This is a genomic window from Paenibacillus sp. GM2FR (genome assembly GCF_002803325.1).
Classification (GTDB): Bacteria; Bacillota; Bacilli; order Paenibacillales; family Paenibacillaceae; genus Paenibacillus_AQ; species Paenibacillus_AQ lautus.
In genome coordinates this window covers 870,544-886,281 of sequence record NZ_MKZM01000009.1, presented here as the reverse complement: position 1 = coordinate 886,281, position 15,738 = coordinate 870,544, and the positions used below count along the sequence as shown (strand labels likewise).

Genomic DNA, 15,738 nt, shown 5'->3' with positions numbered 1-15,738 from the left:
ATTATATGAGAATTCTTCTCAAAAGTAAACCATGGAGACAGGGACTTTACAGTTGTCTTACAATCTATGGATTTGCATTGACTTTATAGGCTTCCGGGCATACGATTATTATAATTTCAACTCTTTCATGTTAACGAAACATATCCAGACTATATGGTAAGGAGGGGCCACTTATGAGCACAACGACTGGTAGTAACGCCCCACTCTCCCAATTAAATGACACGCCGGCCGAGCTGTCGACCGGCTTGGTTCGTTTAAAGCATATTATATTAGCGTTGTTATTATCTGTCGTTTTTTTTCTCGTTTTCTGTTTTATTGCGCTTCATGCCTATATTGCTTGGGTTTTGTCGAATCCGACGGTTGCTCCGCTCTATTCCAATCCCAAGCTTGCTAAAGATATGAATTACGAGAATGTCACATTCCACTCCATTGACGGCAAACGAAATATAAATGGATGGTATATACCGGCCGAAAATTCTTCGAAAACCATCGTGCTCAGCCATGGTTACGGCGCCAACCGGGAGGAAACCTGGGTACCGATGTACGATATCGCCCACTACGCGCACAACATGAATTTTAATGTGCTCATGTTTGATTACGGCTTTGCCTCCCAGACCAGCAAGGAAGTGGCGACCGGTGGCAAAGAGGAGAAACGCCAGCTTCTTGGAGCCATTGAACATGTGAAGCAGCGCGGCGCGAAGCAAATTGTCGTCTGGGGCTTCTCCATGGGGGCTGGCACCGCACTGCAGGCAGGGCTTGAGACCAAGGATGTGGATGCCATGATTCTGGACAGCGCCTTTTTATTGGAGCCGGACACGCTTTATCACAATATTCACAACCAGATTAATCTCCCGCGCCATCCTTCCCTGGAGATTCTGGAGCTGCTCTTCCCGGTGCTTAACGGCACAAGTCTGGATCAGATCCCTTACAATGAGGTGAAGAAGCACGATTATCCGTTCCCGACCTTGTTCATCCACGGAACGAAAGACGATAAGGCACCTTACCCGATCGCCGAGAAGATTGCTTCCAATCAAACCCATACGGATTCGGATTCCTGGATTGTAGAGGAGGCGCATCATGAGCTCATCTTCCGTGAGCACCCTAAAGAATATCTGCGCAGAGTATCCACCTTTCTAGGCAAACTCGAAACTCCGGATGAATCCTAATATTTTTAACAAATGCACTCACTATTAAAATAGCCATTCATCATACGATCCATCTCCCCCGCTGCTTTGATGCAGCGGGGTTATTTTTATTTCCCCCTCATAATACAGGCCGCCATATGAATATAGTGTGTTTAGTGAACCTGATACTGGAGGGAACGGACATGTTATTTATTTACGGAGCGAAGCTCCCGGTACGATTACTCGAAGAGATTCGCTATTGGAAACATCAGGAAAGGAAGCATACTGAGCTCATCAAAGCCATTGCGCCGGATCTGGAGCCGGTCTATGTCAAAATGCTGGATCAGTGGGCGGTGGTGTTCGCTGATACGGAAAAAGCAGCAGACGAACTTTTGCGCCACATTCTCCGTTATGACGGACCTCCTTCGCCTCAAGTACTGACCCAAGTCGAGCAGCTGCTGCGCGCTTCCTGCGAGCAGTCCAGAGAGTTCATCCGCCAGCTCCACGGATTGAAGGAGAATAGTGAGGCCATTCGGAAAGTGCCGCTCGCCGGCACGGTCGTGCATCATGTGATTCGAGAGTCCGAATACTTCCTGAACACGCTCGAGACCCTCAACTCCGCCGGAGCACTGGAAAGATTCATGGATGTAGAGATGCCGATGCAATCGATGACGCTTCACGAGGCCGCCTCCCCTCCCCCATCTCCCCCTGAGGCTGAACTGTCCATTCAAGGTATGGGAGACAGCGGCAAGGCCGTACCGATTGGCGGGCATCGCCTTCCTCCACTGCCTTACGCTTATAATGCACTGGAGCCTCATATTGACGAGAAAACCATGCGGATTCATCACGACGTCCATCACCAAAGCTATGTCGATGGTCTGAACAAGGCGGAGAAGAAATTGGAGGAGGCCCGAAAAAGCGGCGATTTCGAGCTGGTGAAGCATTGGGAACGCGAGCTGGCTTTTCATGGTGCCGGCCACTATCTGCACACGATCTTCTGGAACATTATGAACCCGAGGGGCGGTGGCGAGCCTGGCGGTGAGCTGGCCCAACAGATCAAGAAGGATTTCGGAAGCTTCGATCGCTTTAAAAAGCACTTTAGCGAGGCGGCAGACAAAGTGGAAGGGGGCGGCTGGGCGATCCTTGTCTGGAGTCCACGCAGCCATCGACTTGAAATTTTGCAGGCTGAGAAACATCAGAATCTCTCCCAGTGGGATGTCGTCCCTCTCCTGGCTCTGGACGTATGGGAACATGCCTACTACCTTAAACATCAAAGTAAACGCAAGGACTACATCAAGGATTGGTGGAACGTGGTCTACTGGCCGGAGGTTGCAGAGCGCTTCAAGCATGCCAGTAAGCTGAAATGGAAGCCTTTTTAATTCAAAGCCTTGCTGGGCTGCTTCATATTGGTTAATATTGGGTATGATGTCTATAGCCCTCCTTACTTCCCTTATGGAGTTTAAGGAGGGTTTATCAATATTCAGGGGGTGACTCATGAACCGGGCACTTGGTCTTGAGCCCCGAATTGGACAAGATTATTCAAGCTAAGGAGTAACCCGAGCCTATTGTTAGGTCTTTTTTACCACATATCTGGTTATTTATTCGGTTGAACGCTCCCATATGCTGGATTATGATATGACAGTAAGCTTGATAAGCAGTCTCTGCATTGCCTAAGGCGAAACGAAGAGAAATGATGGCTCCATGTAAGACTACAAGATTCAGCGCGCCTGTAAGAGCAGAACATCACCACTGAAGGGATGGGTCAGTGTGAAGAGTAAGTTCCAATCACGTATTTTTATTTTTGCTTTTGTGCTTATCATTTTAATTGTTGGAGGATGCCAGCCAGTGAACAATAACCAAGCTACTACAGACGACAGCTCGGACGAGGTCATAACGAAGGCTAAAACCACAGCCGTTCAGCATTTTAAAGAGAAATACAACTTGGATGTAGAGATTACCAAGGAAGAGATGATGCCTTCTATCGTAGCGGACAAGGTCAACCTTGAAGGGTTTGTCGTAGATCATCCTGAACAAACCTTTAAAATATCCGTTGATTTCAACACAGGCGAGACATCCAACTTCGTGATGAACCCGGAGCTCAGAAAAGCGATTAAGGGTGAGTGATGGGTTGTGCTGCCTTTTGGCTGTAGCTACAGGTTCTGATCCTGCTGAATGTTAAGGAGGGAGTATAATTGAGTTCACCGCAAGTGGATGACGAGACATACCGATTGATGTCAGAAGCGGCTTATCTCGATCTGAAAAAAGAAGATACCGTTGAGGACTTGCCTGGATGGGAGGTCCTTGAGGACTATAAGAGCAACAGCATATCAGGTTTTGATGCGGTAACTTTCTACAACAAGGAAACGAATCAGGCCGTTATCGCTTACCGGGGCACCGAGGCAGGCGAAGACTTATCCCATGCCCTCCCCGATTATTTAGCCGATGCGGATATTGGCATTGAAGAGATCAAAAGAAAGATTCCGGAATTTCGGCCACCTTGGGCGGACCATGTAGACAAAGTCAAAGAAGCCACGGGGATTAACGATGTCACGGATTGGTTCGGTGAACAATCGAGGAAAATCGATAAAAAAACGGATATATTAGGAACCAACCAATTGTATCAAGCCGAGGATTATGCGCTGGAAATGAAGGAGAAATACAAGGGCGTTGATTTCACCCTCACGGGGCACTCCCTGGGGGGAGCCAATGCACAATATGCTGCCGCCTATACGGGCATGTCGGCTGTCACCTTCAGTGCTCCGTCGGTCATCGGGAGCCTCTCCCCTGAAGCCAGAAGAAAGGCAGAGAACGGGGAATTTGACTCTCAAATCACTAATTTCGTCCATCCTGGCGACATTATTGGCAGCGGTGCGCTCGGCGGCTTCGATGGCCACGTCGGTTCAACCTATTACATAGACTCCAGTTATAAAGACGCCAATGACGGGCTTAGTATAAAGGAAAAAATTGATAATACACTGGGCGGCCCCAATTATCATCAGCTTGACCGCTATCGATTCGAGGATGGTTACATCTCAAATCCTCTGTACGACGGCGCTACCGACAAAGCCGTTAATTCGCCCAGAATACCTGCCCATGGCAGTCTCTTGTTCGGCCTGGGTGGGCCGATGAGCCATTTAGGCTTAGGTTTAGGCGGCTCGCTGGGAGCCCTGGGCGGCTCCGTCGGAGGCTCCTCCGGAACCATTCAGGTGACCCCTGCCGAGCTGCGAAGCGTAGCCGAGAAATGGAGAGCACACGCCCATCAAAGTGATGCCGAAATCCAAGGAATCCGGCAGCGTCTCTCCAAATACATGTTCTCCAGCCACAGCAGACGTCTGCAGCCGATTGTCCAGCAGCTGGATACATCCATCATGTCGATGAGTCAATGGCATCTGCAGCATACCACCGACATCGTTCAATACATTAAATTCAAGGCGGATTTATTTGAACGGACAGACAACAGCGGGTAAAGATCAATACAAAAGCTACCGGGAGGGATGGAGATGAGTCGAGAGATTCTGCTGGAGCTGGATGATTTGCTTCAAGCCGAACGCGAGCTGACAGGATTGCTGGCAGCCATTCGGGCCGACGAACAGGAAGCACGGGTCATGTACGCACGTCTGCAGGATTGGAAGGGACAGTCTGCCAATGTGTTGCGCGATCAGATTGAAACCTTCTTTATGGAGATGTCCCGCCGTATCCGGGATATTGAGGAGCAAAAACACGCACTCATCCAGTATGTGCAATATATGAAACAAGTGGATGGCGCTTCTTGAGGAGCCCTTCCCCCTATCGATTATCATATGAGCTCACAATCATTATTGAGCACATAAAAAGGCTTCGCCTCCGTGGGCGAAGCCTTTTTTGATCCTCTGGATCATGCTTAGTCTTTAATCAAAGACAGAAATTCCGAACGCTGCGCCGAATCACTTTGGAAGGTACCTCGTACAGCTGACGTGACCGTCTTGCTGCCCGGCTTCTTCACACCGCGCGCGCACATGCACAGATGCTCGCCTTCCACAACGACCATCACGCCGTTTGGCTGCAGCGCCTCCACCATAATGTCCGCGATTTGCGAGGTGATGCGTTCCTGCACCTGAAGACGGCGGGTAACCGCCTCGACCAGACGTGCCAGCTTGCTCAAGCCGGCGATTTTGCCGCTAGGAACATAACCGATATGGACCTTCCCAAAAAACGGCGCCATATGGTGCTCGCACTGGCTGTAATATACGATATCCTTCACGATAACCAATTCCTCATGATTCTCGTCAAAGGTAACCCCGAGAACATCCTTGGGATCCACTTCGTATCCCGCAAAGATCTCCTCATACATCCGTGTCACACGGGCCGGTGTCTCCAGGAGCCCCTCACGCTGGGGATCTTCACCGATCAGTTTCAATATTTGCTCTACATGATACTCGATCTGCTCTCGGTTAGCGCCGACTTTATTGTTCACATAATCCTTTACACCCGCCACAGTACATCCCCCTTTTCGTTCCATAGAAAAAGCAAACGGTTAACTTATAGCCGCTGTTAGCGGCCTTTTTAAATAGAAATGCCCCTCCGTCATTTCATTTAGACGGGAGCGGGCTTTTTTCATTATGATTTGCGTTTACGGCCTTGCCCTTTACCCGGCATAGGCTGATTTTTCATCATTTGCTGTGCGCGCTGCATTTGCTTGCTGTTCATGTTATAGCCCATTTGTTTTGCCATCTTCTGCAGCATTTGCGGATCGTTCTGCATCTTCTCCAATTGCTTGCGGAGATAAAATACGCCGATGAAAAATCCGCCAACCAGACCCACGATCAATGTAATAATCGGAATGACTATATCCATCACTTGACCACCTTCTACTATACTAATATCTACCATTTAATGGCGCATACACGAACCTATCATAGCATGTCCTTTTCGCCACAGCAAATGAAAATAACGGATACATGGCAGCAAGCCGCCCCAATTATGCACCTTGATCATTTATTGCCCATTCCGTCCCGGCATAACCCCTTCCAGGGTCAGCAGGATGCGCTTGATCTCCGGTCCGCCGGCATATCCGATCAAAGTACCGTCAGTACCAATCACCCGATGACACGGCACCACAATCGGCACCGGGTTTTTGTTGTTCGCACCGCCTACCGCCCGAACGGCTTTCGGACGACCGATGGATTCGGCTACATCCTTATAAGAACAAACATTTCCATAGGGGATGGATTTCAAAGCTTCCCATACCTGCAATTGGAATGACGTTCCGCGCATATCCAGCTTTATGTCAAACTCCTTCAACTCACCGGAAAAGTACTGTTTCAACTGCGATGTCATAGGAGCTAATCTTGCTTCATCGCGCTGATAACCGCCATTACCGGCCCAGGTCCGCGACCACTGCTGGATGACCGCTTCCTTCACATAAAAGCTGCCAAACTCAATCAGGCAAAGGCCCTTCTCCGTTGCACAGACCGTCAAAGGTCCAATCGGTGATTGAATTTCATCGTAATACAAAATTTCCGGTCCTCCTTCAGGAATGGCCATCGGCTCAACTCCCTGAATAACAGGACTTTCAGGCTGGGCTTTCGTTCCCCCATTCGAAGAATCAGACACTTTGTTGCTATTGTCGTCTGCGGCGGCTTGCGCTCCAGCAGATAACTCATTCTCATTTGGTTCAGACTTCAGTTTATTCAAGGCTTGCTGCAGCATATTTCGTACTTGGGAATCCCCTTCTGATTTCATGCTTTTCTCTAAGTTGTTCAACGCTTCTTCGCCTCCAATACGGCCCAGAGCCCATGCAGCGGTTCCCCGCAGCTCCGGGCGCGGGTCTTTCAGCAGTACCTCGCTTAGCTTCGGCACAGCTGAACTATCTTTAAAGTTGCCAAGCGCGATGACAGCATTGCGCTGAATCGGCTTTCGGCCGCGCCAAGCCGCGGACGTATCTCCAAACGTTTCCTTGAATTCGCGGTTGCTCATATCCAGGATGGGCAGGAGCAGCGGCTTGGCTTTTTCAGGGTCGGGCTTGAAGTCCTCTTGATGAGTCCAATTCTTGCCCCGGTTCTTCGGACAAACAATTTGACAGGTATCACAGCCGTACAGCCGGTTACCGATCTTGCGCATGGCTTCTTCGTCCAGAAACCCTTTGGTCTGGGTTAGAAAAGAAACGCAGCGCTGGGCATTCAGCTGCCCGGGACCGACAAGCGCGCCGGTTGGGCAAGCGTCAATGCACTTGGTGCACTCCCCGCAGTCCTCGGTTACCGGCGTATCCGGCGGAAACGGAATATTGGTTACCATTTCGCCGAGGAATATCCAGGAACCGAACTTCGGAGAGATGATGGCGCAGTTCTTGGCGCTAAAGCCAATTCCGGCTCGCTGCGAAACCGCCCGGTCGACAAGCGCGCCCGTGTCCACCATGCTTTCAAGCTTCGCATCCGGCACGCGTTCTTTAATGTATTCCTCCAGACGGCTCATGGCCTCCCGGAGCACATGATGATAATCCCTTCCCCAAGCGGACCGCGCCATAATCCCCCTGTACTTGCCAGGCTCCGATTTGGGCGGGTTCTCCATCTTCGAGTGGTACGTTATGGCAATGGCGATCAGGGACTTCGGCTCCGTACCGGGGAGGGCCGGAGTAACCCGCTTATCCAGATCCGACTCCTCAAAGCCCGACTCATACCCTTTATCCCGATGATTTTGCAAAATGCTCTTCAAGGATTCGAACGGCTCCGCCGAAGCGAAGCCAATATCATCAATGCCAAGCTCAGGCGCAACGGCCTTGAGCTCCTGCTTGAGCTCCTCCCATACCGAAGGCGGAGGAGCGTACGAGCCGAGTGTGTAGGTCATTCTCCAGCGCCTCCTTTCCTGGGATGATGTTCTGTCTTTTCAGCTACAGCTTTTTGATCTCGGACAACGGCCAGAATATAAATTCCGCCCTGCCGACGATGTCGCTTTCCTTCACGCTGCCGAACATGCGGCTGTCCTTGCTCTTTCCAAGATGGCGGTTATCTCCCATAACGAAGTAGCGGCCCTCTTCCAGGGTTATGGGCTCAAAGCCCGGGTCCTCGATCGGAACATCGGTATACCCTTCCTGCTGTGCAACTCCGTTCACGTACAGCTTCTGGTCCTTTACCTCAATGGTGTCCCCAGGTACGCCCACGACACGCTTTACAAGAAACTCCTTCTTATCCGGGCCATCACTCGGGTCCTTAAGCACAATGACATCGCCATGGCTCGGTTCGGAAAAGCGATATACCACTTTATTAATAAACAGCCGCTCCGATGCTACCAGCGTCGGCTGCATAGATTCACCTTTAACCATAGAAAGATTGAACACAAACATATTTAGGAGCACCATAATAACAAATGCAATCGCAATCGTCTTTACCCAATCCCAAAGCTCGGCAGCCCAGCCGTTCTTCTTGCCAGGTTGATTCTGAGGTCCGTTGTTCTCGCCATGCTCAGTTGAATCCGGAGAAATCACTTGTCCCATGCTACACCTACTTTACTTCGATTTCGCCTTCGGGTACCAAAGGCGGCACCTTCAAAAAAGGTACATTAATAGAAAAGCATATCTCCCACCCATTTGCAACGGCTGAAAGATATGCTTCATATCGAAAAAATGTCGTTTCTTATCTCTGTCGAAGCTTAAAGCCGCCGTTTGCGTCGCTCGTATGTACCGCTTATGTCATGACTACGATTGACCAAGGATACTGAGCTTCTGGAACGACCGCAGGATTTGGCTGGCACCGTATCCCATGGCTTCATAAAATGGCATGGCTGCGGCGTTGTGCTCGTCTCCGGCTACCATGATCCGACTGACTTTTCGTGATTGAAAACGCTGTTCCATTGCCGAAATCAAGGCTTTGCCAATCCCTTTTCTGCGATAGTCGGGATGAATGGCAATGCGGTAATAACAACCATGATTGCGCTCGATCGTACCGATTAAGGCACCAACGATTTCACCGTTTTCTTCAGCCACCATAATCAGATCGGAGTCCCAAGCAAGCTGCCTGGAGAAGGGCTCCATCGTGTTTTCGTAGCATTCTTCCGATAAAGCAATCTGCAGCAGCTCGGTTACGGGGTTACAGTCACTCAACTGAAAGGAACGAACATGCATTTCAAAATCTCCCTTTTCGTTAGCATGATGCGGTTTACCCGGTTTACAAAAATCTAGTATTCCGTTAACGCAAACCTGACATTTAGGTTACTACAAAAAACCCGAAAATCCTCTTTCCTTGTCCATTAAACCACATCTTTCTCGTAAATTCACGAGTTTTCTTCTGAAAGCGCTTTATATGAAGCGTTTTCATCTTTTTAGCTGGATAATATTCCATATTTTTGTGGAATGATAGGTTTGTTTCCTGCTGCTAAACCATTAGCACACTGTTAAAATTACAACCATTAATTCCCAAGGTTTTTCTTCCTGATTGAGATCTATATTTTAATAAAACGACCAGACTTTCCCAGCCCCGCCGTTAATAAAGCAAGCAAAAAAACAACAGCGTCCTCTCGGCAATGTGCCTTTGAGGAACGCTGTATTTCGATCATGATATTTATTGAAGAACGACGGTGTCGCCCGCTTTCAGCCCTGACAAAACCTCGACTTTATCCAGCGTCTGCAAGCCGGTCTCAATATCCTGCCGTTCAATCTGGCCGCCTCCCTTGTCCACCATGACATAGGAGGTGCCTCCGTCCGTCATAACGGCAAGTTTAGGAACGACAACCGCCTTATCCTTCCGTTTGGTTACAATATCTCCGTTTAGCGTCAGCCCGCCGATCAAACGATCTTCCTTCGGCAGCGAGATGATTACCTTAAACTGTGGTGTCTGGGAGGTTTGCTTCTCCTGAGCCGTCGTCTCGGCAAATTTGGCCACCTCCAGCACCTTTCCCTTCAGCTTTAGATCCTTGATGGACGGCAGCTTTACTTCAACCGCCATGTCCGGCTTAATGCTGAATATATCGTTTTCCCCGACATATGCCACTAATCGAAGAGAATCCAGGTCGACGATTTTCCCGATATACTGGTTCGCCGTCACGGATTGCGGCCGCTGCTGCGTCGGATCGAACAGAAACAGGCCTGTTGCAGGCGATAGGTATGTAGCTTTCTTCAGCCTGTCATTCAAGTCGGCCAGCGTCTGGCGCTCAATATCGTTGGTAACCTCGTCCAGCTGACTGCTCAGCCGAGCATTCTCCTGGTCTGCCAGCATTTTAAGGCGCTCGGCCTCCGTTGCTAACGCCGGGGCGCTATCGAGGTCCTGATTTAACGTGAACTCCTTCAGCTCCTGCTCCAGCTTCCGCTTCTGCAGCTCGGCTTCCTTCTGCTGAAGCTGCTGGCGAATGGCCGTTTGCTCCAATTTAAAAAGCGCATCGCCTTTCTTGATCTGCTGGCCGTTCTCGACGTTCCATGACTCCACTTTCGCTTCAAAAGGTGCGTAGACATTGGTCTCCCGCCCATATTCGGATGTTCCCTTGACCTGCACGGTCGAGACGATGGTTTCCTCGGTTACGGGAAATGAGATGACCTGCGGCTCTTCCATCATGGGAATCTCGGGTTCTTTCGGTTTCACCTGTCCATATCCCCAATATCCCACCAAGCCCAGCACGGCAACGATAACCGTCCATTTTATAATTTTTTTTATCATACCGATTTAGCTTCCTTTCCGAAACTCATTATCCTAATCCCGCTTGATGGCCAGAAGTGCATTCGTTCTAGCTGCACTGATCGCCGGATAGATCCCTGAGAAGATTCCGGTCATCACAGCGAATGCAATGCCGATCGGCAGCGTCTCCAGCGTAACCGCAATTTGCAGCCCAGACATACCCGCCGAAGCCATAATGAATGAATTTAGCCCCTTGATGATCAAAAATGCGAATACGATGCCAAGCAATCCGCCAAGCAAACCGAGCAGGCTGGCTTCTACAATGAACATGTTGCGGATTTGCGGCATATTCGCCCCCAGGACCTTCATGATGCCGATTTGTCTACGGCGCTGATGCGTAGACATCGTCATCGCTACGATGATCGATATCGAGGCCAATAACAGGATAAATACGCCGATGCCGAGAGCAATCGCTTTGAAGGTATCCAATTGGGAAGCGACCTGATCACGCATGGCCAGATTGTCGCTCGCATTAAGCGCAAGCTTTGAGATCAAATCCTCGAGCGGTTTAATATTCTGCAGATCATCCACTTTGACGGTTAGATTATCGTATACCCGTTGTTTCGAAGCTGTCCCATTTTGCAAGTTCAAACTGTTTGTTAGCCATTCCGCCGTATCAAAGGAAATATAGGCCTGACGATCGTAGATCGCAAACTGGGCATCTCTCCCCGTAGGCACGTCCAGCACGCCTCCAACATAAAGCTGCGGGCTAAGCTGTTTCTTGTCAGCGTCCATCTGCTCCAACTGAATATTTTTACCGTTCATTTCCGATACGGTGCTCTCATACATCTGATATTCTTCCCATATCTTCGGATTGTTGGGATCGGTATTGATCATATTCATCAATCTTTCGCTCGTCTCTGCATCCTTCCATCCGGTTGTTGCTCCGTAATTGAGCACCATAGCACCGATCTGATCAAGCGGACCGCCTTCCTTGAACCTGTTACCCTGCTCTTTGAGCTTTGACAGGTCCACGGCCACAACGTTAAAGCCGTCGTTGATTAGGTTGTCGGACGAAATGGCTTTAAAATACCCGAGTTGCTTGGTGGCTATAACGGATTTGACATGATCAAAGCCCTGAATCACCTGAACCTTATCATCCGTAAGCAATCCCCGGTCAGCTCCGACCGTGGGGCCGCTGCCTTCACCTTGCCCGCTTGAGCCCTGCGGAGTCACCGTAATTTCGTCAAGCTTCATGCCGCCTATAATTTCCGTCTCCAAATAATTCTGGGCACCGTTGCCAATGCTGATCGCTACGATAATTGCCGCGCATCCAATCGAAATACCGGTCATGCACAGGGCTGTCACCACTTTACGGCGTTTAATCTGTCCCCATGCCAGCCTTATGCTGTCTAAAATTATCAGCTGACCTCACCTGCCTCCTCCGCATGAACCGGGACCCCAGGCAGGGGCGAGGGGGCGTTTGGCCCCCGTTGACCTGCTGCTGGCGCTGTATAGTCCTCCGGCTGAACCAGATAACCGTCACGGAGCATAATCGTTTTTTTCATTTGAGCAGCGACTTCCATCTCATGGGTAACGATGACAAACGTCGTTTTCATGGACTCGTTCAGCGCCATCATGATTCGGATAATTTCCTCTTCCGTCTTGGTGTCCAGGTTGCCCGTCGGCTCGTCCGCAAAAATAACGGAAGGCTCGGTAATCAATGAGCGAGCAATACTGACGCGCTGCTGCTGTCCGCCTGACAGCTGGGACGGGTACAATGAAGCCTTATCGCCGATCCCCGTCATCTCCAGCAGCTCCATCGCTTTCTTGCGGCGCTTGGACGGAGAAACGGATTGAAAGACCAGGGGAAGCTCCACGTTTTCCCGAACCGTGAGCGTCGGGATCAGCTCATAGGCCTGAAAAATAAATCCGATATGCTTGCGCCGGAAGACTGCAAGCTTGTTTTCCCCGTATTTGACAATATCCTGATCGGCAATATAAATATGGCCTTCCGTCGGCTTCATTAGTCCTGCCATCAAGTTGAGCAGCGTGGACTTGCCCGACCCGGAACTGCCCAGCAGGGCAATCATCTCACCCTTCTGGACTTCGAACTGGATATGATGGAGCACTTTTAACACTTCGTTACCGTTCTTAAAGCTGTGCGATACATTTTCCAAACGCAACATGTTCGCTATTCCTTTCCGGTTCTTAATTTAACTCTCCTCGTCGGGAACTGCGGTAGGCGTGAATATCAGATTGTAGCTTTGGCTGCCGAGCGTGATACGCTCATTCTGGAATTCGTCCACCAGGGTTAAGTTAAACCAACCGCCGCGAAGTTTTTTGTATTGCTCATCCGACAGCTCCATCGACACCGACCGGGTACCTGGCACCTGGATATCGGTTCCTGGCGTGAGCGTACGCTCCTGTGTCTGCCCGAGGCTGTCCTTGATGATTAAAATCAGCTTGTGGCCGGAGTCCGCTGCAATGATGCTCTCGCTGCGTTTCACATCAAACGTGATATTCAGCGGAATGGAAGAACTGCCCTCCTGCAGATGTCCTACCGCTTTCGTAACCGAAACGTGGTAAGGATACCAATCGAGGTTCGTCAGTCCGGAGCTTACGGCTGGTCTGATCGGATTCAGCATCAATTTTTTCACGCCCATGACACCGGTAGCGTCTTTGCCCGTCTCCGCAAGCTTGCCTCCGGTCATTGCCGTACCCAGAGCAAGCCCCAGTTCGCTTGCAGCCCCCTTCGGCACTCTGGCCCAAAAGACGATCGACTGCTTGGACCCCGGCTGAAGCGAGGCTTCCGGCTGAATGGTTTCCGCTTCATAGATCTTGCCATCCGTGCTTTGGAAATACCCCTTCAGCACCGCTGCTTGAACGCGGCGCTGTTCATTGCTGGTCAGCAAGAACTCGGAATAGACAATGTCGGAGTCCAGGCCTTCATAGATGACCGTCCGCCGTTCCTGCGCCTCTGCGCGCTTACCAATCGCGGTAACTGTATACGGCTTCCCTTTCTCCAATGTGCTGATCGACTGCGTCATGCCTGACGTGGTCATGGTAAGGAACGACGTTTTGGCTGTATCCTGCTGCGTAAACAGCTCGAAGCGGAGCGAACGGATATCCTTGGTATATGGGATCCGAGCCATGACATACACCTCGGTTGATGACCCCGGGGCAATCAGGGAACCCTGCTCCTCTGCAATAACCTCCGAACCGGTCAGAGTTGTCTTTTCGTCCGCTGTGACGTTCACTTTAAGCTCAGGCAGCGGCAGCGATTTGGATTCCTGAGTATTCCGCAGACGCAGCTTCGCAACGATCAGATCCTGATCCTGCCATGGCAGCCGCTGCATGGATTCCAGCGTGTATGCAAATCCTTTCGCCGTCTGCGCATCGTACTCCACGCCAATCGATGATTTGCGTTCCGTTTGATAAGGGATGGCAAAGTATGCAATCGGCAGGGTCAACGACTCCTGGACCTCGACGGTCGACTCACCGCCAGGTTCATCCGAGTTCGCCGGCGGTTTGGATGAGCCGACTGGGCCAGATGCCCCGATCATTTGCAGCTTCAACCGGTCCTGCTTGAGATCAAGCGGAAGCGTTATTTCCATTACCATCGTTTTCTCTTCCCCGGGACGGAGCGTCAAACCCGCTTTGTTATCCGGGGTATAAGGATGGAAGGAGCCTTCGGATGCTTTAATTGCATACTCGTAGGCCGGAACCTCCACCGATTTTTTCCCTTTGTTCTTGAAGGCCATCTCGATATTCCATATGCCCTGTCCCCCGGCGGCGCGCAGCGAAGCTTGGCGGATTCTGGCATCGACCGGAATGCCCTTGATGGTCAACTTCTTGGCCGCGCCAGCCGCGACATCCCACTTTGGAGCTGTTGCCGCAGGGAGCTTGAAGGATGCGACCGGCAAAGACAGCTTCAGCGTTTCATCGTTTTCGGTCCACAAGAAACGCAAACCCGCCGTTTTAAGATAGGAGGGAACTTCCGTTATGTAATAAACAAGTTTCTTTTCTTTCGGCTGAACAGGCACACCCTCGGCCCCTGCCTCATGACGCAGAGGGAATGAGCTGCCGCTTGCCGTCACCAAGTACGGTTCGAACCCCCGGTCATTCCATACCTTTCCGCCATGGTTCGTCATATACATCCCGACTTTGGCGATGACTTTGCCGTCATACTTGATGATCTCCAGCGATTCAGCCTGTACGGTAACCGGCGTGCCGCCCAGATTCAGTTTGGAGGTCAAGCCGGATGGTACGGCTGCTGAATAGTTGGCGGGCATTCTGTACGTTCCGACACGCTGCAGGTAGCCTTTGACTTGCGGATTCCATACATCCATCACCAGCTTCATGCCGGACAAGGAGCTGCTGTCGGTTTTCGCATAATAGGTTACACTCAGGCTTTGCCCGGGTTCTACCTTCTTCTTGGCCAGATCCTTGGAAATGGGATTGGCTGCCGTCACGGAACCGCCGGGAAGCACCACCTTGGGAAAATAAGATACCAGACGCGCTGCGCTTTTCCCCCCGTTTTTATAAGTCAGTGTAAATACCGCCACATTCGTACCGGTTTGCTGCCATACGTCGGCATGGTCAAGCTTTGCCGTGACGTTGTTGCCAAGTTTCACGCTCCAGGCCAGCGCTGCACCCTTCTGCGCATTCGACTTCGTGATTTGCGATGGCTGCGTCTTAGATGCCGCAGCTTCCACTTGCGGTGCCGCAGCCAGAATGGCAGCCATCAGAATGGCAGTCACTCTGAACTTTGTACTATTCATGTTATGTACCGACTCCTTTCTACCTCGACATATCCCTTCTATATCGACGTTTCGATCATAGATTTGTTCAAGACTATATATATAACGACAAGTTTCACAGAAAAGTTTTCCATTATTATTCATTGCGCTGAAACAACTTTCCATCGTGCAATAAATCAGCCCTCTCGGACTTTTCAAACATAAAAGTTGATTTAATCACCCAAAACGGTTTAATATATGTAGTGTAGCCGGATTACATATTCCATTGCTCCG

Annotated in this window: 14 protein-coding genes; 5 read left to right on the top strand and 9 right to left on the bottom strand. The window is 50.5% G+C overall.

Features of this window, described 5'->3' with window-relative positions:
• Positions 1-173: 173 nt before the first annotated feature.
• The 5 genes from PAEVO_RS24945 to PAEVO_RS24925 all read left to right on the top strand — a co-directional run bounded on the left by PAEVO_RS24945 (position 174) and on the right by PAEVO_RS24925 (position 4,897).
• Positions 174-1,166 carry an alpha/beta fold hydrolase gene (locus PAEVO_RS24945; protein ID WP_100540188.1) on the top strand — a complete coding sequence of 331 codons (993 nt, stop codon included), beginning with the start codon at positions 174-176 and terminating at the stop codon, positions 1,164-1,166.
• 161 nt (positions 1,167-1,327) lie between these two features.
• Entirely contained in the window at positions 1,328-2,503 is a 1,176-nt protein-coding gene (locus PAEVO_RS24940; RefSeq protein WP_100540187.1) for a Fe-Mn family superoxide dismutase, read from the top strand.
• A gap of 466 nt (positions 2,504-2,969) precedes the next feature.
• Positions 2,970-3,248 carry a hypothetical protein gene (locus tag PAEVO_RS24935; RefSeq protein ID WP_076325901.1) on the top strand — a complete coding sequence of 93 codons (279 nt, stop codon included), beginning with the start codon at positions 2,970-2,972 and terminating at the stop codon, positions 3,246-3,248.
• Between the two features lie 68 nt (positions 3,249-3,316).
• A complete protein-coding gene (locus PAEVO_RS24930) occupies positions 3,317-4,591 on the top strand; it encodes a Tle-like phospholipase domain-containing protein (protein WP_100540186.1) in 1,275 nt (424 codons plus the stop codon).
• Positions 4,592-4,624: 33 nt separating this feature from the next.
• On the top strand, positions 4,625-4,897 hold the full coding sequence (locus PAEVO_RS24925) for a hypothetical protein (protein ID WP_100540185.1): 273 nt from the start codon (positions 4,625-4,627) through the stop codon (positions 4,895-4,897).
• 107 nt (positions 4,898-5,004) lie between these two features.
• Here the strand turns inward: PAEVO_RS24925 and folE are convergent, their stop codons facing one another.
• From folE to PAEVO_RS24880, 9 genes are all read right to left on the bottom strand, one after another.
• Positions 5,005-5,598: a GTP cyclohydrolase I FolE gene (gene folE / locus PAEVO_RS24920; protein WP_100540184.1), complete on the bottom strand. Its 594-nt coding sequence runs from the start codon at positions 5,596-5,598 to the stop codon at positions 5,005-5,007.
• Between the two features lie 122 nt (positions 5,599-5,720).
• Positions 5,721-5,957: a YneF family protein gene (locus PAEVO_RS24915; RefSeq protein WP_009594912.1), complete on the bottom strand. Its 237-nt coding sequence runs from the start codon at positions 5,955-5,957 to the stop codon at positions 5,721-5,723.
• A gap of 141 nt (positions 5,958-6,098) precedes the next feature.
• On the bottom strand, positions 6,099-7,946 hold the full coding sequence (gene queG, locus PAEVO_RS24910) for a tRNA epoxyqueuosine(34) reductase QueG (RefSeq protein ID WP_100540183.1): 1,848 nt from the start codon (positions 7,944-7,946) through the stop codon (positions 6,099-6,101).
• Positions 7,947-7,989: 43 nt separating this feature from the next.
• A complete protein-coding gene (gene lepB, locus PAEVO_RS24905) occupies positions 7,990-8,592 on the bottom strand; it encodes a signal peptidase I (protein ID WP_100540182.1) in 603 nt (200 codons plus the stop codon).
• Positions 8,593-8,793: 201 nt separating this feature from the next.
• On the bottom strand, positions 8,794-9,219 hold the full coding sequence (locus PAEVO_RS24900; protein ID WP_100540181.1) for a GNAT family N-acetyltransferase: 426 nt from the start codon (positions 9,217-9,219) through the stop codon (positions 8,794-8,796).
• A 436-nt stretch (positions 9,220-9,655) separates the two neighbouring features.
• On the bottom strand, positions 9,656-10,744 hold the full coding sequence (locus PAEVO_RS24895) for an efflux RND transporter periplasmic adaptor subunit (RefSeq protein ID WP_100540180.1): 1,089 nt from the start codon (positions 10,742-10,744) through the stop codon (positions 9,656-9,658).
• Between the two features lie 33 nt (positions 10,745-10,777).
• The gene (locus PAEVO_RS24890) at positions 10,778-12,055 is read right to left on the bottom strand and encodes an ABC transporter permease (RefSeq protein WP_243390922.1); all 1,278 of its coding nucleotides are present in this window, start codon (positions 12,053-12,055) and stop codon (positions 10,778-10,780) included.
• Between the two features lie 68 nt (positions 12,056-12,123).
• Positions 12,124-12,891, bottom strand: a complete 768-nt coding sequence (locus PAEVO_RS24885; protein ID WP_100540178.1) for an ABC transporter ATP-binding protein — start codon at positions 12,889-12,891, stop codon at positions 12,124-12,126.
• A gap of 27 nt (positions 12,892-12,918) precedes the next feature.
• Positions 12,919-15,486 (bottom strand): hypothetical protein, encoded by a 2,568-nt coding sequence (locus PAEVO_RS24880; protein ID WP_100540177.1) that lies wholly within the window; start codon positions 15,484-15,486, stop codon positions 12,919-12,921.
• Positions 15,487-15,738 lie beyond the last annotated feature (252 nt).